Annotated in this window: 23 protein-coding genes and 1 pseudogene; 9 read left to right on the top strand and 15 right to left on the bottom strand. The window is 43.9% G+C overall.

Translation table 11 applies throughout. The features are described from left to right. Positions 1–58: 58 nt before the first annotated feature. A complete protein-coding gene (locus tag Q0C11_RS02245; protein WP_293005359.1) occupies positions 59–673 on the bottom strand; it encodes a class I SAM-dependent methyltransferase in 615 nt (204 codons plus the stop codon). 12 nt (positions 674–685) lie between these two features. Continuing rightward, positions 686–1,006: a DsrE family protein gene (locus Q0C11_RS02240; protein WP_293005358.1), complete on the bottom strand. Its 321-nt coding sequence runs from the start codon at positions 1,004–1,006 to the stop codon at positions 686–688. Positions 1,007–1,140: 134 nt separating this feature from the next. On the opposite strand from Q0C11_RS02240, the gene Q0C11_RS02235 reads away from it, so the two are divergent. From Q0C11_RS02235 to Q0C11_RS02220, 4 genes are read left to right on the top strand one after another with little or no spacing between them, the layout of a single operon-like run. Next, entirely contained in the window at positions 1,141–1,794 is a 654-nt protein-coding gene (locus Q0C11_RS02235) for a DUF938 domain-containing protein (RefSeq protein WP_293005357.1), read from the top strand. A 2-nt stretch (positions 1,795–1,796) separates the two neighbouring features. Further along, positions 1,797–2,531 carry an SDR family NAD(P)-dependent oxidoreductase gene (locus tag Q0C11_RS02230; protein WP_293005355.1) on the top strand — a complete coding sequence of 245 codons (735 nt, stop codon included), beginning with the start codon at positions 1,797–1,799 and terminating at the stop codon, positions 2,529–2,531. Positions 2,532–2,547: 16 nt separating this feature from the next. Beyond that, a complete protein-coding gene (locus Q0C11_RS02225) occupies positions 2,548–3,156 on the top strand; it encodes a DUF1326 domain-containing protein (RefSeq protein ID WP_293005354.1) in 609 nt (202 codons plus the stop codon). Further along, the gene (locus Q0C11_RS02220) at positions 3,122–3,979 is read left to right on the top strand and encodes a DUF2182 domain-containing protein (RefSeq protein WP_293005353.1); all 858 of its coding nucleotides are present in this window, start codon (positions 3,122–3,124) and stop codon (positions 3,977–3,979) included. The genes Q0C11_RS02225 and Q0C11_RS02220 overlap by 35 nt, the downstream gene beginning before the upstream one ends. 248 nt (positions 3,980–4,227) lie before the next feature. Here the strand turns inward: Q0C11_RS02220 and Q0C11_RS02215 are convergent, their stop codons facing one another. From Q0C11_RS02215 to Q0C11_RS02205, 3 genes are read right to left on the bottom strand one after another with little or no spacing between them, the layout of a single operon-like run. Next, positions 4,228–5,178 (bottom strand): tyrosine-type recombinase/integrase, encoded by a 951-nt coding sequence (locus Q0C11_RS02215; protein WP_293005352.1) that lies wholly within the window; start codon positions 5,176–5,178, stop codon positions 4,228–4,230. 1 nt (position 5,179) lies between these two features. Then, positions 5,180–5,527, bottom strand: a complete 348-nt coding sequence (locus Q0C11_RS02210; protein WP_293005351.1) for a type II toxin-antitoxin system RelE/ParE family toxin — start codon at positions 5,525–5,527, stop codon at positions 5,180–5,182. Further along, positions 5,514–5,810: a type II toxin-antitoxin system ParD family antitoxin gene (locus tag Q0C11_RS02205; protein ID WP_293005349.1), complete on the bottom strand. Its 297-nt coding sequence runs from the start codon at positions 5,808–5,810 to the stop codon at positions 5,514–5,516. Before Q0C11_RS02205 ends, Q0C11_RS02210 begins: the two co-directional genes overlap by 14 nt. Positions 5,811–6,061: 251 nt before the next feature. Between Q0C11_RS02205 and Q0C11_RS02200 the strand changes: the two genes are divergently transcribed. Both Q0C11_RS02200 and Q0C11_RS02195 read left to right on the top strand, forming a co-directional pair. Next, complete coding sequence (locus Q0C11_RS02200; RefSeq protein WP_293005348.1) at positions 6,062–6,292, top strand: CopG family transcriptional regulator; 231 nt, start codon at positions 6,062–6,064, stop codon at positions 6,290–6,292. Continuing rightward, positions 6,285–6,626: a type II toxin-antitoxin system PemK/MazF family toxin gene (locus Q0C11_RS02195; protein WP_293005347.1), complete on the top strand. Its 342-nt coding sequence runs from the start codon at positions 6,285–6,287 to the stop codon at positions 6,624–6,626. Before Q0C11_RS02200 ends, Q0C11_RS02195 begins: the two co-directional genes overlap by 8 nt. Positions 6,627–6,685: 59 nt before the next feature. Here the strand turns inward: Q0C11_RS02195 and Q0C11_RS02190 are convergent, their stop codons facing one another. Continuing rightward, on the bottom strand, positions 6,686–7,396 hold the full coding sequence (locus Q0C11_RS02190; protein WP_293005346.1) for a DUF1524 domain-containing protein: 711 nt from the start codon (positions 7,394–7,396) through the stop codon (positions 6,686–6,688). A gap of 57 nt (positions 7,397–7,453) precedes the next feature. Between Q0C11_RS02190 and Q0C11_RS02185 the strand changes: the two genes are divergently transcribed. After that, positions 7,454–8,700, top strand: a protein-coding gene (locus Q0C11_RS02185) for an IS3 family transposase (protein ID WP_293005345.1) whose coding sequence is annotated in 2 segments (ribosomal slippage) — positions 7,454–7,736 and positions 7,736–8,700 — 1,248 coding nt in all. Because the reading frame shifts where the segments join, the coding sequence is not laid out codon by codon here. On the opposite strand, the gene Q0C11_RS02180 is transcribed toward Q0C11_RS02185, so the two are convergent. The 8 genes and pseudogenes from Q0C11_RS02180 to Q0C11_RS14660 all read right to left on the bottom strand — a co-directional run. Further along, positions 8,643–9,845: a DUF262 domain-containing protein gene (locus Q0C11_RS02180; protein ID WP_293005343.1), complete on the bottom strand. Its 1,203-nt coding sequence runs from the start codon at positions 9,843–9,845 to the stop codon at positions 8,643–8,645. The genes Q0C11_RS02185 and Q0C11_RS02180 overlap by 58 nt on opposite strands. Before the next feature lie 196 nt (positions 9,846–10,041). Next, on the bottom strand, positions 10,042–12,561 hold the full coding sequence (locus Q0C11_RS02175; protein WP_293005342.1) for a DEAD/DEAH box helicase family protein: 2,520 nt from the start codon (positions 12,559–12,561) through the stop codon (positions 10,042–10,044). 278 nt (positions 12,562–12,839) lie between these two features. Then, positions 12,840–13,679 carry a DUF3037 domain-containing protein gene (locus tag Q0C11_RS02170; protein ID WP_293005340.1) on the bottom strand — a complete coding sequence of 280 codons (840 nt, stop codon included), beginning with the start codon at positions 13,677–13,679 and terminating at the stop codon, positions 12,840–12,842. Continuing rightward, a complete protein-coding gene (locus Q0C11_RS02165) occupies positions 13,676–14,410 on the bottom strand; it encodes a HipA family kinase (RefSeq protein WP_293005338.1) in 735 nt (244 codons plus the stop codon). Before Q0C11_RS02165 ends, Q0C11_RS02170 begins: the two co-directional genes overlap by 4 nt. A gap of 25 nt (positions 14,411–14,435) precedes the next feature. After that, positions 14,436–15,587, bottom strand: coding sequence for a restriction endonuclease subunit S (locus Q0C11_RS02160; RefSeq protein ID WP_293005336.1), 1,152 nt, complete (start codon positions 15,585–15,587; stop codon positions 14,436–14,438). Further along, complete coding sequence (locus Q0C11_RS02155; protein WP_293005335.1) at positions 15,584–17,122, bottom strand: N-6 DNA methylase; 1,539 nt, start codon at positions 17,120–17,122, stop codon at positions 15,584–15,586. Before Q0C11_RS02155 ends, Q0C11_RS02160 begins: the two co-directional genes overlap by 4 nt. Positions 17,123–17,170: 48 nt before the next feature. Further along, a complete protein-coding gene (gene hsdR, locus Q0C11_RS02150; protein ID WP_293005334.1) occupies positions 17,171–19,555 on the bottom strand; it encodes an EcoAI/FtnUII family type I restriction enzme subunit R in 2,385 nt (794 codons plus the stop codon). Between the two features lie 417 nt (positions 19,556–19,972). Beyond that, positions 19,973–20,204, bottom strand: a pseudogene (locus Q0C11_RS14660) (recombinase family protein); the annotation flags it as partial. 301 nt (positions 20,205–20,505) lie between these two features. On the opposite strand from Q0C11_RS14660, the gene Q0C11_RS02145 reads away from it, so the two are divergent. Beyond that, positions 20,506–20,787: an HU family DNA-binding protein gene (locus Q0C11_RS02145; protein ID WP_293005333.1), complete on the top strand. Its 282-nt coding sequence runs from the start codon at positions 20,506–20,508 to the stop codon at positions 20,785–20,787. A gap of 551 nt (positions 20,788–21,338) precedes the next feature. Then, the gene (locus tag Q0C11_RS02140) at positions 21,339–22,070 is read left to right on the top strand and encodes a hypothetical protein (RefSeq protein ID WP_293005332.1); all 732 of its coding nucleotides are present in this window, start codon (positions 21,339–21,341) and stop codon (positions 22,068–22,070) included. 109 nt (positions 22,071–22,179) lie between these two features. On the opposite strand, the gene Q0C11_RS02135 is transcribed toward Q0C11_RS02140, so the two are convergent. Then, entirely contained in the window at positions 22,180–22,518 is a 339-nt protein-coding gene (locus Q0C11_RS02135; protein ID WP_293005330.1) for a hypothetical protein, read from the bottom strand. Positions 22,519–22,542 lie beyond the last annotated feature (24 nt).

The raw sequence follows: 22,542 nt of genomic DNA, 5'->3' as shown, positions 1-22,542 counted from the left end.
TTGTGCTTCTATGCGGGAAAGATTATGCAGTTACTAAAAATATTCGGAGAATTAGCTATTACCTCTTGCGGCAATAGCAATACACAAACTGCTGAACGGTGCCAAACGGAGTGTGATGTGCCTCTTTCTCATGTTCGACCAGCTGGAAAGTATCTCCAAATACCGCATGTAGGGCTTCAGGTTGGTATCGCATCACGGGTAGACCACTACATTTTTCTGGTCCATCTTCGGCAAAAGTGGCAACAATCACATGTCCACCTGGCCGAACCGAACTTAAGACACGCTCGACATAAGCATGGCGATCTGCCGGATCAGTCAAAAAATGGAACACTGCACGGTCATGCCAAATGTCGAATCGGTTCATGGGAAACTTTGCACGGGTAATATCGCCTTCTATCCAGTGAACAATATCCGCATGTTTCCCCAAACGCTGCCTTGCAACAGCAAGCGCAGTTGATGACAGATCAAATACTGTCAAATCAGTATAGCCTTCTGCCACAAGGTCATCTACTAGTCTGGAAGTTCCCCCTCCCACATCAATAATGGCCGCATCTTTACCGAGTCTTGTATTATGGATTAGTCGCAGAGACTGGTCAGCGTGTTCCTGAAACCAACTAACTGAGTCAGATGCCTTAGTGGTATATACCTGTTCCCAATGCTGCTTATTATCCATGGGGTAATTTCTCTAAAAGCTCAATACCTTATCTGAATCGTGAATCAGCGTATATAAATCCTGCATCGTGGATATCGGGCAGATTCCTAACTCTTCAGACTGGCGAAGTTTAAGACAGGTTCCACAAGCTAGAATTGCACCACCTATATCCAAAAAACTGTGAATCTGTCCGGTAATATCAAACTTGTCTCTATCAAGAGATTCTACTTCCACACCTTTTCCAAGCAAAAAGACTGAAACAACATCCCCTTGCTTGCGGGAGAAAATTCCAAGCCGGAAGGCGTTCCATACAGTTTCAGGGTCATTCGAATAAATGATAATTACAAGCTTCATTTAATCTCCTTCAGTTCCAATAGTCGTTCGTTAGACTCTCAAATGTCATGTTGACAACGGTTTGATGATCGATAAGCGCCATTGCGTTATACTATACCTCAGAATTTACAATTCAATTACCAAAGGAGCCAAGCATGAATCAGGAAATCCCTCCGTTAGATCCACATCCACTGAGTGAGTATGTTGCTTGGGCGGGTGGGCGTAATCGTGAACCAATTTTAGGTGTGTTGAAAGACAAATTACCAAAAGATCCTGAGCGTATTTTGGAAATGGCCAGCGGTAGCGGTATGCATATTAATTATTTTGCACCGCATTTTGAACATCTGCATTTTCAGCCATCGGATAAAGATGTCGAAGTTTTTGATAACATCAAAGAATTAAGCGGCAATCTCGGCAATAATAATATTGCAGATCCGGTTCATCTGGATTTGACGGATCCGCAGACTTGGTTTAATCCAGGGCCAGAAAAATCATTTGCCGCTATTTTCTGCATTAATATTTTTCAGGTAGCACCGATTTCAATTGCCGATGGCATGATGAAATGTGCTGCACATCTGCTGAAAGATGATGGTTTTTTGCTGATCTATGGACCATTCCAGATTGAAGGCCAGTTTTCTACCGATTCCAATAAAGCTTTCCATGAAACCTTAAGTTCTGTCGGAGTACCCGAATGGGGTTTGAAGGATGTCGCCGATTTGAAGAAGGCAGCCGCCAATTATGGTTTGGAACTCAAGGAACGAATTAATATGCCCAGCAATAACTTTTCATTGATCTTCGGGAAGATTTAACGATGGACCAGCCGGGTTCAGCAATTGTTGTCGGTGTCGGGCCTGAGCGCGGTTTGGGTGCAGCGCTGGCCACGTATTTTGCTGAAAAAGGCTTGCATGTTTTTATTGTAGGCCGTAGTGAAGAAAAATTAAATCATGTCGTACAGCTCATACAAAAAGTAGGGGGGACAGCAACATCCATTATTGCTGATGTGACTGTTGAGCAGGATGTTGCGCAGTGTTTTGGTGTGCTGCGGGAACGCGGCGATGTCATTCGGGTTGCTGCCTACAATGTGGACAGCAATATCCCTGCACCATTTCTGCAGACTGACGTGAAAACATTCACCACTCTGTGGCAACAGAACTGTTTGGGTGCATTCCTGTTTGCCAAAGAAATCATGGCAATCATGCAAGCGCAACAGCAAGGCACAGTATTTTTTACTGGGGCAACCGGTTCATTAAGAGCCAAGCCCCCTTTTACTGCATTTGCATCAGCTAAGGCTGGATTGAGGGCACTGGCACAAGGATTGGCGAGAGAATTTTCACCGCGAGGTGTGCATGTGGTGCATACGGTGATTGACGGTGTGATTGATGGTGACCGTGCACGCAGTCAGTTTCCAGAGTATGTTGAGGCCAAAGGTCAGGAAGGGCTGCTGCAATTGGAAGATATTGTGCAAACGTACTGGGCCATTCATCAGCAACCACGCAGCGCATGGACTCATGAACTGGATTTGCGGCCCTTCAAGGAGCCGTTCTAAATTATTAGGAAATATTATGAATACAACAACTAATTGGAACTTGCAGGGCAGTTATTTTGAAGCCTGTAATTGTGAAACCGCCTGCCCATGTGTCTGGCTGCAACCGCCCTCTGAAGGGAACTGCAAACTGCTGGTCGCGTGGCATATTGATTCCGGCTATTTGAATAGTGAAAAACTGGATGGTCTGAATGTTGCATTAGCCTGCTATTCGCCGGGTCATATGAAAGAGGGTAACTGGCAAGCCGCGTTGTATGTGGATGAACGCGCCACGGACGCGCAGTTTGATGCGATCACACAAATCTTTGCAGGAAAACTTGGTGGTCATCCGGCTATTTTGATGGGTTTCGTCACTGAAGTATGGGGTGTCAAGAAGGTTAAAATTGATTATCAGGAACAAGGTAGCAAGCGGCAATTAATTATTCCTGATATCGCACAGGCAACAATTGAGAGTATCCAGGGAATCAAAGGCGGAGATGCAACCATTGATAACCCACCCTTATGTGTTGTACCCAGCCACCCGGCTGTGGTGGCAAAATCCAGTCAATATGAATACCACGATTATGATAAGGCCTGGAAATTTACCGAACGTAATGGTTATTACTCGCCATTTACGTATCAACCTTGAAGCATTAAACAACATTTTTGAAATATTTTACGCATGGACAATCTCTACCAAAATGATTGCCTATAACTATTTAATGCCTAAAAATCAACTGGCTACTTGGATAGCCATGCTGGCAGTTATTGTAGCTGCCTGGTTTTATCTGTTTTATCAGAACTGGCAAATGACATCCCTGCCCATGTCTGAAATGTGGATGCCGCCATCTGAAACATTTGCCTGGAAATGGATAGATTTTGGCCTAGTTTATCTGATGTGGGCGGTAATGATGGCAGCCATGATGTTGCCTTCCGCCATTCCGATGATTTTGGTATATGCCAGAATCTGTCAGCAGCACACGCAGACAATTCATCCGTTTGTTTCATTATTTTCATTGGCATATTTACTGGTATGGTTAGTGTTTAGTATCGCGCTAACAGTATTGCAATGGCAAATGCATGGGCTGCATTTTTTATCGCCGATGATGGATAATCAGAATGAAACAATGGCTGCAATTATTTTTATTTTGGCGGGTATCTATCAATTTACGCCGTTAAAAAATAGTTTTCTGCAAAATTGTCGATCTCCCATGGGATTTTTGTTAACCGAATGGCGTGATGGCGCAAGAGGATCTTTTCAAATGGGGCTGAAGCATGGCAGCATGTGCCTAGGTTGCTGCTGGGCGCAGATGATGATCATGTTCGCTGTAGGCGTAATGAATCTGCTGGCGATGGCATTGATCACGGTGCTTGTTTTAATTGAAAAGGTCTTGCCGATACATCAGCAATATTTCTCAAAAACGGTCGGTGTTCTGTTTCTTGGTTGGGGAGTTTGGCTTTTGTGGCTTTGATCAAAACGAATTCTATCGTACGAAAAAGTATTACTTAGCCCTAATAAAAATTAGTATGCTGCAAACAATTCAGTGATTCACTTCATCACTGAACCAAGATCAAACGTGAATCCAGTTAATGATTTATGTGAACTTTTGACGCGATACTGAAAAGCCATACATAATCCACAATCAATTCAAACCTAAACTTACTCAGATTATCCAGAATAAATCCTATGCTATGTTGTTTGACACAAACAATTAAGCAATCAATAAGCAACCTTAAACGTTGGACTATCCTCTGGTCGGGTTTTACGATGATCATAAATTCTTGTGGTAGCAATATTGGCATGACCCAACCATTCTTGCACTTTCGCAATATCTGCTTGATGATCCAGTGCATTAGTGGCTGCCGTTGCGCGTAACGAATGTGCGCCGATCTTGAAACCCAATTTTTCAGAGTATTTCTGTACCAACTTGTATACGCCGTCTGGCGTAATTGGTTTTTGTGATTCCTTATCTCGGTTATTACTGGCTGAACGGAATAATGCCCCAGTATCTTCCAGACTATGTCCTGCAGCATCCAAATAATCATGGATTAAACCGCTTGCAGCAGGATGCAGTGGTACATAACGAGTTTTTCCTCCTTTGCCGGAAATCTTTATATGGGGTACACCACGGCGCTCCTGCTTAAAATCCTTAACCTTCAATTTGCACAATTCATGACGCCGCAGTGCGTGATAGAGTAGGGTGGCCAGTATTGCACGATCGCGCTTGCCCTTAAGTGAGCTACCATCTGGCGCATTAAGCAACTCGCGTGCCTGATGATCGCCGATTGCCGGAGTTTTCCCCTCATAACTTTCTACCGCTGGTCGCTTCACACCCTTGACTGGATTATGCGTAACTGTATTTTTCTCACACAAGTACTCAAATAAAGAAGATATTGCCGCCAAACGGTGGCGAATGCTCATACTACTTAATGTTCGACTCAACAAATCATCGCGCCAGGCAATAATATGGGCACGAGTTACAATCCTGAATTCTTCCGGATTCTGAATACCTGTGAAATTCATAAAATCCTTTAAGGCATTTTCATAAGCGCGCCGAGTCTCGGCGTTACCTAAATTGGCAAACCATTCAACTTCAGGTGGAACATCAGCAAGACCCTGAAATTCTTTTGCAGTGAGTGCACGATTGACTGTAGTTATAAGATCTGTCATGTTATCTATCTAGCCCATCATTTATATGCGGTGTTTCACTACCCATAATCGCTTCATAATCTCGGCCACCATAAAAAATATTAAGAATAGTGACGATTTGTTTATCCTCAATAACCTCAAAAGCTGCAATCGCGTTTTTATCAATGGCAACGATTCTGAGATTCTTGCGCAAATCATCGCGCTGTTGTCCAATCAAAGGTATTGTTTTAAGGTCATGACACTTTTGGCGTAATTTCTCTATATATGCCCACGCGACTTCAGGAAGTCCGCTCTTTGCAGCTATATATCCATAAATATCAGTGAGGTCTTGTATGGCATCGGGTGTTAGATACACCTCATAGCTTTTCATGACCTAGTGCGCTTATCCGTTGTTGATGAAGTTGTTCTAGCTTTTCAAAGGCCGTATCCAGCAAAACAGGTTCGCCACTGTGTGCCGATTGCTCCAGACGCGCTCGAATGGAAGCAATTCTCGCAAGATGTTCTTCTTCCTGTCTTTGCCATAAACGCATCGCTTCACGAATAACCTCACTTGTGGAAGCGTAAGCGCCATCCTTCACTTTTTCCCTAATAATATTCAGCATATCCGGTGGAAGTGTAATGCTGATTTTTTCTGCTTTATCGGTGCGCTTCATTTTTTGTTTCCTATGTATGTTTCTAACACCTTCCAATGGTAGGATAATATCCTACTCAAGGAAATTTAATAAAGCAAAAAATATTTCAACCTTCCTAAATTGTAGCATCACTCTACTATTGATAACATATTTTATCAATAGTAGAGTAGAGACTTATCAAAAAGTATTTTTACATGAAATATTAGATGGAGTATTTATATATCATACTATATAGTATGATATATATTTTTTATAAATAGTGTGAGAATTATATGACACATAGAACGACCATTACTCTGGATGATGAAAGTTTTGCATTTCTGAATAATATTGCAGGTGATAATCGTAGTGCTTATATCAACGAGCTTTTGAACCAGGAACGCAAAAACTATCTCAAGCAAGCTTTACTCAAGGCAAATCAGGAGGAAGCTCAGGATTCTGACTATCAGAAAGAACTAAAAGAATGGGATACAACTCTGTCCGATGGTCTCTCAAATGACTGAGTTTAAGCGACTAGATATTTATTGGGTTGACCTGGAGCCAACCAAGGGTACGGAAACTAAAAAGCTAAGACCGTGCGTGATTGTTCAAAGCGACCTTGTGAATATCCAATCAAAAACCCTGGTTGTGGCACCGATGCTACCTAACCATAAATCCTGGCCATTTGCAGTAAATCTAACGCCAACCAGTAATAACGGATTGGATAAAGATCGTCATATAAATCTCAAGCAATTACGTGCAGTTGATATCTCTCGAATTGGCAAAAAGCAAGGTAGGCTTGAGAGTGAATATTTGCAATCGATCAAACAAGCTTTCACACTTGTATTTGATTTGTAGTTATTCTTAATTGTATGTCGCCTTACGTACCTTTATAGGATTTAGCCCAAGATTGGGATTTAATGAGGCAGCAACAGATTATCTGGATTCCAAATGCGCTCAGCAATCTCTCTATAGAGAACACCACGCTCCTCAATGTCGGTCTTCTTAAATTGCGAATGTGGTTTGAACAATAGATTGCTTTCCTGCATGAAGTGGCGGAAGCCAGGATTATGTTCGTAACACTGCGGATGTAACGAACGGCTCAATAGATTCTGTGTGTTGTAGTGCGGGAGCTTTTCTTCGTAAGTTAGGTCGCCGTAGCTCGCGTTGAAGCTTTTCGGCAAAAGTAACAGCCCACCGATACGATTGCGATGTTCTGCGAAATCAGCTGGGTGTCCGAATTCATCCATATGGCGTTTTGGATGATCTGCCCAAATGTGTTCTACTTCGTAGCGCCCCTTGCCTTCACTTATATAGTCAAGATAGCGTGAAGGCAATCCTGATTGCGTCTCCACATAATCTGTAAGTCTGGCAAGAATCCGATGTAATGAGTAACGATTCTGCTGATGGGCTCTTAGCCGGTCGTTACTAGCGAATGTCTCTGTTTCCTTGGCAAGCACGTCATGCAACTTGTGGGCAAGCGGTTCAAGTGCAAGTCCGCGAATGTCGCGCATAACGATGAACATGGCATACTGCATGGTCGAATAAGCAATGCTACGGAAATTCCACAACCGCCAAGTAAGCAAAATGTCGATGAAGCGGCCAACGAGGCGGAGTTTCTGATTCACTACTGGAGTTGCCCCCTTTGAACGGACACATTATGTTCTGTTTAAAGGAGAAGAAATATGACACAAAACTACAAACCTGCTTACCCACCTGAGTTTCGTCAGCAGATGGTGGAATTGGTAGCATTAGGCAAATGCCCCAAGCAATTATCCAAGGAATTTGGATGCCACTACACTTCGATACAAACCTGGTGTCGAGCAGCAGGTGTACCAATTAGATCAAGCCAGGCAATTGCTTTCGCTGCGACATCGAGTGTTGCTTCCTTGAGTGCCAACGAACGGCAGGAACTGCTGGAATTGCGTAAGAAGCTCAAGCGTGTGGAGATGGAGCGTGACATATTGGCAAAGGCTACGGCCTGGTTTGCAAACAACAAGGATTGATGGGGAAGGTGTACCAATTAATCAAGGCAAACCGGGCCCAATTTCCGGCTCGTGTTCTATGCGAGACACTCGGTGTATCGCACAGCGGTTACTATGACTGGGCAAAACGCACACCCAGCCGACGGGCCATTACCAACTGTCGATTGATCGAGCAGATCATGGCCATATACCGTACAAGCGATTGTACGTATGGCCGCCCCCGCATTACCGTTGAGCTAGCCGATCGTGGAGTCAGGGTCAATCATAAGCGCGTAGGCAGGTTGATGCGTGAAGCTGGAATTAAAGGGGTGAGTCGCAGGCGAGGCTTTGTGATCACGACTCATCGGAATAAGCGTGACCGCCCTGCACCGGATTTAGTGCAACGCCATTTCAAGGCAACTAGCATCAACCAACTATGGGTTGCGGACATGACTTACATTCCTACCTGGGCAGGGTTCCTGTACCTGGCCGTGGTCATCGATGTATTCAGCCGTAAGGTAGTGGGTTGGTCTTTCGGTGAAACCATGACAGCAAGCCTGGTGATCAGTGCGTTGAACATGGCGTTAATCACTCGTAAACCGGGCAAAGTGATTCACCACAGCGATCAGGGCAGTCAATACACCAGTGTTGAATTCGGCAAGCGATGCAGGGAAATGGGTGTGCATCCCTCCATGGGCAGTGTGGGTGATGCTTACGACAATGCAATGGCTGAAAGCTTTTTTGCCAGCCTGGAATGTGAATTGATCGATAGGCGCTCCTGGAAAAATAAAACTGAAGCAAGGTTAGCCATATTCACCTGGATCGAGTCATGGTACAACCCAACTCGCAGGCATTCCAGGCTGGGATACTTATCACCAAACAATTTTGAGAGAAAACTGAATGAGAAAAATCAAATCGCGATAAACTGCAATCCGCTTTCACAGGTCGAGACTCTCTCGACTCCATGAAAAAAATGTCCGCCAAAAGGGGACAACTCCACTACTGCTTCGCTGTCGTCAGGCTTAAGAGGCGCGAGCAGCAGCATGTATTGCAGCGTGAAGCCGTGTTGGGCGTTGTAGAGCACATGCTCCAGTCCATCGACTTTCGTCTGTGAGGCTTTAGTTAATCGCAGATATTGGCGGCTGTAGAAATTGAAGTCGCGGTCGATGAAGCGATAAAAGTCGGCGCTATGCTTAAGGCCGACGGAATTACTTGCGTCGCGTAGCCAGCGATGGAATTCCGTACCAATCCGGTCGAAGTCCTCGGCTTTCGCGTTTTTTTTCCGTTCGCGAATTTTAGTAGCATACTGACTGCGCAACCATGCCTTAAAGCAATCTGGTTCCACCTCTTTTCCGGTTTCATTCAGTTCGCGGATACGTTCCCGCCAAAGATTGTTAGCGACAGTGCGTTTGGAGCCGTCGTCAATATTAGCCAACAAGTAACCTTTGAGCATGTCTGTAGGGCTGAGCGATAACCCCCGATCATTCATTGTCTCGAAAATCGTGTAGGCGTCGTCATCCGAATATGCGGTAATCTCGACCAGGTGGACATTTTCCAGTAGCCAGTCGATGAAGTAAGGCAGCGCCTCGCCGCGCAGTTCTTCAGGGAAAGACTGGTTCAAGTCTTGATAGCGTTGGTAGAGGTTCTGCACTGACTCTGTTCGATCGGTCAGATCGAATTGATCCCCGTTAAAGAGAGCATCCATGCATGGTGCACGTTCATCAACGTGCAGATTGAATGACTTCTGACCATACTTTTCCGACACAATCAGCTCATCAATGTTCACTTCTTCTGGGCGATCCTGCTGAAGCTGACGAAGTAGGATTAGTATTAAGCTAAGGCTGGTGAGCCGCTGTTGGCCGTCAACGATATAGCTTGCACTCTCCTTCTTGCTGATGATGATCGAACCGAGAAAGTAATGAGGATATTCCGCGACCATATTCCGCGCATGGCTGGGATCGTATTCTTCAAGAAATTTGCCGGTGAGATCATCGACCAACTCGCGGATTTGCTTGTCCTGCCACTTGTATTCCCGCTGATAGTAGTCAATCGAATACTTAACACCCTTGAGCAGTTCGCGGACGGTTTTTGCTTTGCCGAGAATTTCCCTCATTGCGTGATATCCCTTATGATTTCGCTTAGCACGGCAATATAGTCATCTACTTCTTCGGGAAGATTGCGTAGGTGTTTTTCTTCAACCTCACCAATCGTTCTATATTTGCTCATAGCTTGAGTTACTCCTTTCACTGTTCAGAAAAGCTTATACCGTAATTCTGAACAAATATGCATAGCACACACCCTTATTACAATTACATATCATTCATGCCTTTTATCCATAACTGTTTAACTAAAGAAGTTAATTTCCATTTCTCAAGAATACTTTCTTTTTCAATTGCAGCAACCCTCTCAATGGGAGTTGATTTCATCAAATCATCGATTAAAGCAATTACCTGTCCCCTTAAGACTATCATCGCTTCTATGGGACAAAGTCCCATCATTGAAGACGGGTTTGCATTATCATCTACAGTCCCATTTGGGCCAACATATAAAAGACCTAAATGAATATGATCAACGTATTGCTGCTCAATCCAACTAAGATGATCATGTCCTTGCCCAATATCTTTGATCTTATGATATCTTGCAGGAGCATTTTTATCTGTTTTTAGTTCGAAGCCAATAGTAATATGACTTTCATCATCAACCCATAAGACATCTGGCCCAGTACCTTGGTCATTATCAGGTCTTGTAGAGCTGAAACCAAGAATCTCCCCTAATTTTCGTACGGACACCTCTGCTTGCTTAGATGTTCCCTTATCTATAAAACTCAATTCACTCTTAAGCTTCATAATTTCAGAATTGGCTTTTCCACCACTAGAAAATCCAAGATATCCTCTTAAGCTTGAAGCAAAAGAATTTGATTGTTCATTTGCTACTGTTGGTCTCTGATTACTTGATTGAGGCAAAGCGATAGCAGTCCCTATTCTTGATTTAGCTATACCATAAGAACGTTCCGCACTATTGACATCCCCTTCAAGATCAAATGCTGCCCCAAGCCACACACTATGCCATCCTCCTAGCGGAGTATCTGCGCTCGCTACCCTATCAATAGAATTCTCCATGACTTGTCTTGCTTTAGTATAATCCCCATTCCAAATAAATGCGGCATACTCAGATTCTGCCAGAGTAGCTTCTATCATAATTGGTTCAGCAACTTCGGCTCGTTCTATTTGACTCTGATCAAGCTCTCCGAGCTTAACTTCACGTTCATAATAATTAAGCCATGTTTCATCACGGTTTAGCACAGAATTTATTGCATCAGATACTTTACTTGTATTGTCTAATGACATGCCTTCTTGGACAGATCTTCCTAACATAACTTGTTTTTGCAATAACGGCGGAAGCAGTGAAACATTCCGATCTTTTGCTAACCAGATATTGAGATCTTTACCTTCCATAAAAAAAACCCCGTAGTCATTTCTTCCACGGTTTATACGACCAAATAATTGAGCCAACCTATTTGCAACGCGGGCCGCATGTACATTATTCATTTTTAAGAATTCCCACTGATATCTCTCAATAAGAGACGTACCACTGGGTAAGCCCTCCATAAGCATTAATCGGCATGCATCATGCGGTAGATCAATGCCATCAACTCTAGAAACCAAGGTAAAAGCACCATTGCTTGCTTTGCGAAACTCATTCAAAGCTTCAGAAAAATTTTCTGTCGCTGGAGGCGTTGATATTTCTTTCCATTTCTCAGACGCTAAATAACTTGGGACAGCTATAACTATCTTTCTTTCCTGAGCAATTTTTTTAATGTATTCAGCAGAGAATCCACCTTGAATATTACGTCCGTCAATTATTAGACGCTCGCCATTACCAGCGTCATTGGAAGGCATAACCGTCTCTGAAGGCTTCCGTCCGAAGGCTCTTATGAATTCAGTTTGAGATTGCAATGTCGCTGATAAATAAACTCTTCGAATAGGTCTCTCAAAAATATCTAGTGCCAATGATGGTAAAAAAGGTGGCGCAAGCTCAAAAATTCCACGAGTAAAAATTGCAGCACATGCTTCAATGTGATCTTTTATATGTTCAAAGGCATAAGTTAAATTACTATCATCTTTCAGATTGTATTTTTCAAAAAGTTGCAAAAGTTGTGCTGTGCGCTGATGCACCCCTCTCGGGGCTGCAAACGCTGTTGCCTGCTCACCTAAACTCAAGCTGTCTTTAAACCTTGATAGTGCTTTTAATTCCTTAAAATGTGGCTCAAATAATTGAGCTATTTCATTAAAAAGATCCGCATAATCTTTGCTGGCAATTCTTACCGTAAAAGCATCTCTTAAAACGCTTTCTGCCACATGGGCATCATCAAATATGACAGCTCCAGGAAAAAATTTACGACGAAGAACACTATGTCCATTGAATAATGCCTGATACGTTGTAATACAGAATGATTTTGCAGTTTCAAATAAATCATTGCTAAAATTTGTTTTGATACGAATTGTATGAGGTATGCCGATACGTCTGGCTTCAGCTGCCGTTTGGTTTACCAAATCAATGGTAGAGCAAACATAAATTACATTTTCAGTACCTTCGTTAACCAAGCTTTGAGCTATAAGCAATCCTACAATTGTTTTTCCAGCACCAGTATTAAGTGACACCAGAACATCTTTACTATTTCGAACTGTGTGCCAATTCGTCAAAGCCTCAGCTTGCCCGCGCCACAGATCATTTGGGGTATTTTCTAGACTAGGCAGGCTTTCAAATAATTTTATAGGTTCAACGGGTGCTGCTTTCTTAGCTGTCGTTCCTAATTGAGAAAAATCCATTATTCTGCACCTTGTTGGTTTTTAGGTATGAATAAAGCACAATCTGTCGTTTTTTGTGGGCGCATGAATAGGAAGTTAAGGGTAACTGCCTGACACCTGCGTTAAACATGGAGTTCCGTAAGGATTCCTGCGTAAATGAGTAACATCCCGGATCTGTTGAGTACGCTATATCGCCTGGTCAATTTAAACCCCGCGCTAACAACATAATCAGGTATATCAGATGGGAGGGGATAAGCGTTGGCCAATATTATTTTTTGCAACAGAGCCCACAATCCCTATTACGAACGGGCAAATCCGATAATCTGTTCCTTATTTTCGTAAGGTTCAATTTCTACACCGGTACCTTTCAGTCTGTCTATGCTATCTATATAAGCGTGGTATCGATTGTTGTCGATATCTTCCGGACCCCTGACAGTAAATAATACCTTTCCAGGCAGCCGCTTACGTCGTTTGAGTTCTTCGATTCGAGAACGCCATAGATTTCCATGATCAATTATCTTGCTCGGTTTTTCTTGAGCAAGATTTAACGGTTTGATAATCTTTACTGGTCTATTATCAATTTGCTCGACAAAAGGAAATATCGCCTCATACTCATCGTCACCTACAGCTAATCGCTGGAAACGCTCGCCAATGCTGGCTTGAGATAACCACTTTCGGATACCTTTTTCAAGACGTGTTTCAATATACTCTTTGGTCACAAAATTTCGCTCAACATAGAACGAAAAAAGTTCATTGAGTTTTTCTTTAGGATTTTCCACCAAGATAATGCGGGGTTCACTAAAACGGACAATATTCTCCCGTGGGCGAATGAGCTCAACAAAGAGTTGCTGTGCGAAATTCACATCATTAACCTTAAACCGTCGATCGAAGCCATGCGCCTTCAGTACCTGATGTAGACGTTCAAGTTCAATTTTGAGTATATGGATTGCTTGGGTATAGAGTTTTTTATCCAGCTCTTCAAAAAATCGAGTGATACGACCATAGCGCTGTGTTTCTAGTTTAGAGGCGAAATAGCGCTGACTGGGAGCCATCAATACGATTCCCACATTGGCAAATTCCCCCGTTTCAATGAAAGGGGAAAAACGAACAATGGTATATTGGCAGGCGATTTTATTCATGGGACAGTCCAGAAGCCGTCTTTTTTGTACTCTTCTAACAATTTATAGGCGTCGCCTAATGAAAAATTCACAGGCACCGTCATTTCTGCGTCCGCAAAGAACCATTCTTTTGGTAGGCCATTGCATATTTCTGGCCAATTATTCAAGGCCAAAGTGAACCGCCGATTATAGTCTTGATGGCAAAGCATGTCACCAAAAACCCGATGTCTCTGAGAACGAAATATATGAAGCTCATTGAAAACGTCGGGATTAAATGCAGCATCAAAAGCTTGATTGTGATCGATGACTATCAATTCCTGATCTCTAGGATTCCAGAATAAATTGGGATTTCCGCCTTTTTCCGTCAAAAGACGATCACTGTTTCGTATCCACCAATCGAATGCAAAGACATCCTGTTGAAGTAATTCAGATACCTCATCTACGGCAGAAACGTTGAGTTCCATTACTTCTTGTCGTTGGGAGCCAAAAGCAGGCCCTGATCCTAGGTCAGAGAGATTGAGGGTGAAGTTCAATTCCATCAATTCTTCTGGTACTTCTACGATATCAAATGGTGCAATCGGCAAACCAAGGGCCAATCCTAAATTACCGGCAATCCATTCGCAGAGTTGACTGCGCCGGCCGGCGCCAATTCCTTTGACGAAATAAACTTTATCGTTGTCCCCCCGACAAATATAGGGCTGTGTGATGCCCTGCTCGGAACGGCGGATAACTTCGACAATTTGTACTGTCATATGTGAAAAACCTTAAATTGTTTATTCACAATTCTCCTTTGAACGCTTTATTCAATAAAGAAGGAAGTAAAGCATCAAGCTCGACTTGGTTATCGGCTTGGATCTGCTGAATGGCCATGACCTGGGTTTGGAGGCGGTTAAACCAGAGTTGTTTATCGGAGGGTGGAATGGGAACTTCGATTTTTTCCAATTTATTTAAGCCAAGCGTGCGATTCCGCCCTGCACCCCCCGGTGACGCTGCACGCACTTTTTCAATTCCTTCATCCGTCAGCAAATAGAAACAGAGAAATTCCGGTGTAGTGATACCTTTTTTGGCCACACAAGTAATAAACCGGTGCGAACCGACTCGATCAGCATCTTCTGGCTGCACGACGGCGATAGCACCCTCCCATGCAAAAACGTTGCTGAACACCAAATCTCCAGGGCAAATGCGGTAGAGTTTCTTCGTGCCAACATCAACCCCGTTGAGCACCGGCTTGTGGAAGGTGCCTTTGCCAAATGATCGTACACCCAATTCCTGATATTCGCTCTCTATTTCGACTACTACTGGGCGACGGACAATGGGAGCAACTTCAGCCATGGAGCGATATCCCGCTCCTTCGATAGCTTGCTGGAAAGCGCTTTGCAGCAGGGCCCGAGCATCAGCCTGGATCGCTTGTCGCAGTTGTCTGGTCTCATCAATCTTGGACACAAGGGATTCAATCTTATTGACGATGCGGCGTTGTTCGTCGAGAGGAGGTAACGGTATGCCAATTTCAAGAAACTTGTGTGGCTTAATCCTGTTCTTTCCACTTGTGCCGCGTGATTTTTCATCACAACTGTTCCAGAACCAGCGCGCCTTGGTAATCCAATAAAACCACTTGGGATAAAGTGCGTCTGGGATTGGACGATAAAGCGGAAATTCATTGGAACAGTAGCAACCTGCTAAAGTCCTGTTTACGACGCTTACGCTACCATTCCTTGCCCATATTTTATTGACGATGATGTCGTCTGGTTCGACACAATTAAGCGTTTGATACTGCGTATCAGCGCCGTCCATCGATTCGCGTTCGTATGCACCTTCCCCCCATAGACGAACACCAATCTGCCGATAGATTATTCCAGGTTGCGGAGATTCTTGTCTATCAACCAGTGTAACAACTTCACCAATCGGAACAGTTACCCAACCAAACGTCATGGCTGCACACCCAACGTCACTTGAATTTCTTCCATAATCCCCATTACTCGCCGTTCCTTCTCCAACATGTCGACAATCAACTCATCCGGTGGCCGATGTTCCAGCGCTTCCAGGCTGTTGGGATTCTTGATGTCGAGATTGACCGAAATTAACTTGTTCTCCGTGTCATATTTCAATACATCGGCAGCGTGGATCTTCCAGGCATGAGCGCTCTCATTGCGTTCGATGCACCAGGTCAGACAGACATCGAACTCTGCATACTCCATAGGTTTGGTTTTAGTGTATTTCTTGCGACCTTGTGGCGGTGGTATCTGATAAAACCAAATATCGCTGGTCGAACCGGAACGATCAAAGAAAATCAGATTGGCGGGAATATCTGTATAGGGAGCAAAAACACCCTCAGGCAAGCGCACGATGGTGTGCAGATTGTAGTTCTTAAGCAATTCCTCTTTGATGCGAGCGGCGACGCCATCTGCAAACAAGGTACCGTTGGGTACCACCACGGCAGCACGCCCGCCACGATCACTGCCTTTCCCAGGTCGCCTCAACTTGCGCATAATAAGCTGCAGAAACAATAGTGTAGTTTCGGTAGCTTGCATGTCATCGGGAAAGTTACCGAGTATGCCCTTCTCCTCTTCTCCTCCAAAAGGCGGATTGGTCAAGATTATATCTACCCGATCCTTGTCGCCGATTTCGCGTAGTGGGAAACGAAGACTGTTGTCTGGATCAATACGCGGGTATTCCAATCCATGGAGCAATAGATTCATTTGTACCAGCAAATAGGGCAAGGGCTTGGCTTCGCCACCATAGAGACTGTTGTTTTGCAGGATTTCGCGATCTTCGACAGTGTGGCACTGTTTCTCCAAATGACTCATAGCCTCGGCTAGGAATCCCCCGGTGCCGCAGGCTGGATCGAGAATGGATTCACTTAATCTGGGATTAATCACTTCCACCATAAAACGTACTACCGGCCGAGGTGTATAGAATTCACCGGAATCACCTGCCGCATCGCGCATCTCGCGTAGCATGGTTTCATACAGGCGACTGAGGATGTGCATTTCATCAGAGGAGTTGAAATGAATGCCATTGATCTTATCGATTACATCTCGCAACAAATAACCATTAAGCATGCGGTTTTGCAGACCTTTGAAGACGGTTGCGATCACGTCGCGCCGATCGCCGCCATTGGTACCCTGGAGATTGCGCAGATAGGTGAACAGACCGGGGCCTTCGTTGCCGTTAGGTAATATTGCCTGCTCCTGATTAATGAAGGCAATCAGTTCATCACCGGTGATACCCCCTTCCACTGCTGCCCAGTCGCGCCAACGGTAGGGCAGTTTGATTGCGGGTTGAAACGTTTCACCTTTCAGCACAGCCTCGGTCTCGCGGAGCTGCTCCAGGTCATCGAGAAATTTCAGAAACATTACCCATGTCAGAATAGGCAAGCGATCTAGGTCACCGGAAAGGCCCTTATCCTTACGCATAATCTGGCGGGCGGATTTAATGATACTGCCCAATTGTTGGGCAGTTGTCATAGGTTGTTCTATTTTTTTCTTATTTGTCATTCTGTTTTTTGTACACGGTTATTGGGTGTAGATCATTTCCTGAAGGCGATCCACCGCTTGTTTCATCTGTGCTGCACCACCGAATAGGCTGGCGATTTCCATTACATTACCGTGTTCGGATATGGGCGGTACTTGCAAAGTATCGGGAATGTTGAATTGGCTGGGACCGAAATCGGTGTACTTATCGAGAAGCGCGGCGAGTATCTCTCGTGCCTCCAGTCCATATTGGTCGAATAGATCAGGCTGATTCTTGCGCAGATAGTCGGCGCGTTCTTTTCTTGTCCGTAGCGGAGTATTGAAAGCGAGGTGACAAAGTAAGTCGAGTGGATCGATGGCAAACTTTCCCGTTGCCTCCGATAGTTCCTTTAATGCTATACCTCGCTCTTCCAGCTCCAGAATCACTTTTTCACGTTTGAGTGGATCAGCCCAGCTATCTTGTAGTTCGTTGGCAGAGGTAAACAGAGTGCGAACCTTTTCGCCTGCATAGTCGGTAAACTGCACAACACGAAGTTGATTGCCTTCCGCATCCAATTCGTAGACTAAATGAGCTACGATCTCGACACGACCACCGTCCGCATAGAACTTGCGGGGCTCACCTTTTCCGCCACCTTCACCCGGACCAGCGGTTATCTCAATTCCGTATTCACTTCGATCCTCGGCTTGGAATTCTCCTTCTGTTTCTTGAATTAACACTTCCGCTTTGGTCTCATAGCCTTTTTCGTCGATAGTAATCTCCTCTTCGATCTCTGGGAAACCATCGAAATCGGGGTCAGCAAAGTTCTGAGTGGCCGATCCTGTATAGTCGATGATGTTGAACCAGGTTTTGCCGTAATCTTCACGCATGCGAGTACCACGCCCGATGATTTGCTTGAACTCGGTCATGGAATTAACAACGCGAGCCAGTACCACATTCTTACAGGTAGGTGCATCAACACCCGTGGTCAGTAACTGTGAGGTAGTGAGAATGACCGGATTGATGGTCTCCAGTTCCTGAAAACGGCTCAGGTGCCCCTTGCCGACCTTGCCTTCTTCAGAAGTAACACGAGCAACGTAGTCTGGGTATTTTTTCACCAAGTCGGTGTTGAAATTGTTTAGGGCACGCCGCATCTCGTCGGCATGTTCCTGATCAACACAAAAAACGATGGTCTTGGCGAAACGATCCGTGCGCTCCATGAACTTAGCAAGATGGCGAGCTATAGCCTCTGTGCGGGCGCGCAAAGCAATAATGCGCTCAAAGTCTCGAGTATGATATTCCCCGTCGGGAATCTCCCGACCATAACGATCGACTTCACCTTTGCTGGGTCTCCATCCGGTAGCATCGACCTGTGTGATTACCCTGTGAACTTGGTAAGGAGCAAGAAAGCCGTCTTCGATCCCTTGCCTTAGGCTGTAAGTATAAAGTGGATTGCCGAAGTATTCGTAAGTATCGCGATTGTCCTCGCGTAGTGGGGTGGCAGTCATGCCTAATTGATAGGCTGGCTCAAAATATTCAAGAATTTCTCGCCAATTACTATCGTCTCGGGCACTGCCACGGTGACACTCATCCACGATAATGAGATCGAAGAAGTCTTTTTGATACTCGCGATAGAGACCGGGGCGACGGGAATCTTTGGCAATGGCTTGGTAGATGGCAAAGTACATCTCCCGACTTTTGATTGCTTCACCCTCGATTTTATGACGAGCATCGCCGAAGGGAGCAAAAGTTTTATCTTTTGGATCATCAATTAGGACATTCCGATCTGCCAAAAACAGGATACGGGGTTTACGGTGCGCACCTTCACGGTTCCATCGAGCATTCCATAGCTTCCAGCTGATCTGAAATGCCACCACAGTTTTACCTGTACCGGTCGCCATAGTTAGTAGATTGCGCTTCTTGCCTTGCAAAATAGCCTGTACGGCCCGATTGATAGCAATCTCTTGGTAATAGCGCGGTATATGTCCAGGAATGTGGTAATAGGGCGTCAACAATTTATTCGCTATTTCGTCTTCTATCCCATGATTAGCCTTTAGTCGAGAGAAGAGTTCTGCAGGTGACGGGTAGGCCGTAAGCTCTGATTCTTGCCCAGTCAAGTAATCAAATTCAATGATCTGGGGACCGTTTGTGGCATAGGCAAACTTCAATCCAAGAATCTCGGCATATTCTTTTGCTTGCTGCATGCCTTTGCCAGGCGAATCGGATTCAGGTTTTGCCTCAACTACGGCTAGTGGAAAATCTCGAGTGTAGCGGAGAAGGTAATCGGCTCTTTTCTGTTCTCGGCGGCGAACAACATTACCCCGTACCTCCACACGCCCATCGGTAAAAGTTTTTTGTTCAGTGATAGAATGTGGATGCTGCTCCCAGCCCGCCTCCCTAATTCTGCGGGTTACATAGACACGACAAGTATCCGCCTCATTCAATGGCACTCATTATTCCTCATGAATTATTATTGCCCGCTGTTTGTGGTTCAAAAATCGCCACATCATTTAGTTCATAGCAGTCGGCTTAACGACTCACTATATTAATATACGGATTCTCACCAAGATGAATCTTTTATTTTAATATCTCTATCCAGTTTGTAAATGTACCGTAATATCTAACATAATCCAATTTGATCGGTTATTTACTGATGAAAGAGGTAATCAATGATAATTGATAATAATCGTGAACAATTGCTAGAAAGTATTACCGTAAAAGATCGGGTTTAGATCAATTCTATAAAAAACAAATAGGATCGCTTTAATCAAGTTTTTTTGATCTTGGCGGCATTAATAGGTGTTGTAAGCCGAAACCCTCAGAATTTCTGAAGTTAGCTTTTTCAACGAATGCGAAGTACGCTAAAGCTAAATAGAGTCAGAAATCCATCGAGATAGAGTTGGCACTGACACCCCAAGATTCTTGGCTACATCCCAAGGTGGTACCACATTAGCCAAAAGTCTCTTGGCAGATTCGATCTTGCTGTCGGTCATCTAGCGTTTGCGTTCTTCTACGACCAAGTTGTCTGGCGATTTTCAATCTTGCGCGGTTATGCTCGATTGTAAGCTCTCGTTCAATTTCAGCCAGATCTTAAATCAGTTTTCGGAAAGAGGGATGATCAATTGATGATGCTATTTTCATATTTGCAACGGTAGCTTAGCCTTAACAGTAGTTATATTGATCGGTGATGAGGCAAACAGAATAATTGTAACGACAAAACTTGGTCACATAATCCCACCTATATGGAAATACAATGCATTCCATCAAGATTAAAATCCTACTTTGTCTTATATTTTGCGAATATAGTATTTTTCAGGCGATAAATACATAAAGCTATTGATTTATGGTTATATCCTGCTAGATTACCATTTACTTCTTAAACTACTAATAGAGCGTTCCCATGAACAAGACTGAACTGATTGATGCTGTTGCTACTCGCTCCCAAACGACCAAAACCCAAACAACTGCCATGCTGAATGGATTACTTGAAGTTATTCAAGAAACTATAGCAAACGGCAACGATGTTCAGTTAGTGGGTTTTGGCACTTTTTCAGTGACAGAGCGTGCAGGTCGTGAAGGCCGCAATCCATCGACTGGTGAAACCATCAAAATTTCTGCCAAAAAGGTTGTTAAATTCAAGCCAGGTAAGGTTCTATCTGATGCTGCAGCTTGTGTAAAGTAAGCCATGAAGCTATTGAGCAGGGGCTAAACAGACTGCAAAAAAGAAATAATACGATCAGGCATGTTTTGATTGGAAGAACCAGAGAATCATCAAGGTATAACAATTCCATGGAAAAGGTTATATGAAGAAAATCCTACTGTAGGTTCTGTTAGTGCCTACAATTATTTTATCGACCATTCAAAATAAAAATTAAACGACTATTGATCTATAGTAGCTCAAACTTGAGTTTACAGCTCCAAATATTGGTCTGTATTCAATTGACATTGATTGACTGGTTTGTGTCGCATTGCACGCCATTACAAGAGAAGTTAATAGAAGCTGAAAAACATTTCTGAGCTTATTTGACTGGAATTTGGTTAGTTGGAAGAAGCAGTCTCTTTTTGGTTTCCGGCTGAATGTCATATTTATCAACCCCACCTGGGGCATTGAATTAAGAGACAAACATAAAATCAATTACTTAAACATAAACAACTGGAGTTACACGACAAATCCATCGGATTATTGGACAACTGATGCCGTATACATTATGTTAGTGACTATCAGCACAAACCATGTCATTTGAAAATTTCATAAACTTAGACAACTCTGAACTCGATGTGCCCATTTATCGAATCATGCCCATCGACAGGCTTCTTCAGTGTTTTGAAGAAAAAAGCATCGTCCTGGTGCCGCCGAAGAAATGGGATGATCCATTCGAAAATCTACTACTTTCATCGCAAGTGGTTGTTTCAGAAAGCGGTGAAATTGGAGGAATAGAGCCCATTCGGAATCAAGTTTTTGGCCAATGCTGGACCCTGCATCGTGAGACCGATGCTATGTGGAGGATTTATTCTCCCGATAAAGGTGGAGCAAAAGTAAAGACTACTCCGAGGAAATTGCTAGGGGCATTAAATTCATGTGATAGCAATTTTGCTGATATACATTGCTTCATCGGCAGAGTTGCTTACTTGACACAAACAGATTTAGTAACAACTTTGTCAGGTTTAGACCTATTCAATCCCAACGGATCGGGAATAGCCAGATCATTACTCTATAAGCGAAAGGAATTTAGTCATGAAAAGGAAGTGCGTTTAATTTATACGAATGGAAAAGGAAGTTTGCATAAATTTTCTATCGATCCTTGTGATTTGTTTGATGAAATCGTTTTTGATCCAAGGTCTAACGAACATCTGCTTAAGGCATATAAGACATCAATTCAAAACTATGGTTATAAGAATAGGATAGAAAAATCAGTGCTGTATCAGCTCCCGAAAGGGCTAGTTTTAAAGTTGATTCAGCGCTAACAACGTGCTCCAAGCTGGTTGAGCAACGGCGTACACATTAGGGAGTTAGGGTGAAAATTGACCGTGAGTATTTGAAGGGTTTTGCTTGAGGCATTTATGCTCAAAAATCCTATTGGTAGTTTCGTACCTTCATGGGATTTAACCCAATGTTTATCGGTGACTGCCGACCACCTGTTTCGCAGGCCATGTATTCTTCACTGAGCATTCCCCAGTGTTTTGGGCCTTCGATGCCCAAATAGTCCCAGTGAGCCCTCCTGGGTTCGTCCTCGGGGGTGGTTGTGAGTTTTCTATGCAACTCCTCGGTCTTTTCGTTGGCCTGTGCTACAAAGGATAAGACCGGTATGGAGAAAAGGAGGGTCCATGAGAAAACCATGGCGACGAAGGAACGCTGGTCAAATGATTGATGAGTCCTTGCAGTTCTGTCCCAAACGCTAATCCTGAATTTCATTATTGATCTCCTTTCCCATTTGAA

Source organism: Nitrosomonas sp. (assembly GCF_022842015.1).
GTDB lineage: Bacteria > Pseudomonadota > Gammaproteobacteria > Burkholderiales > Nitrosomonadaceae > Nitrosomonas.
The sequence above is the reverse complement of the archived record's forward strand: the minus strand, read 5'-3'. Positions and strand labels throughout refer to the sequence as shown.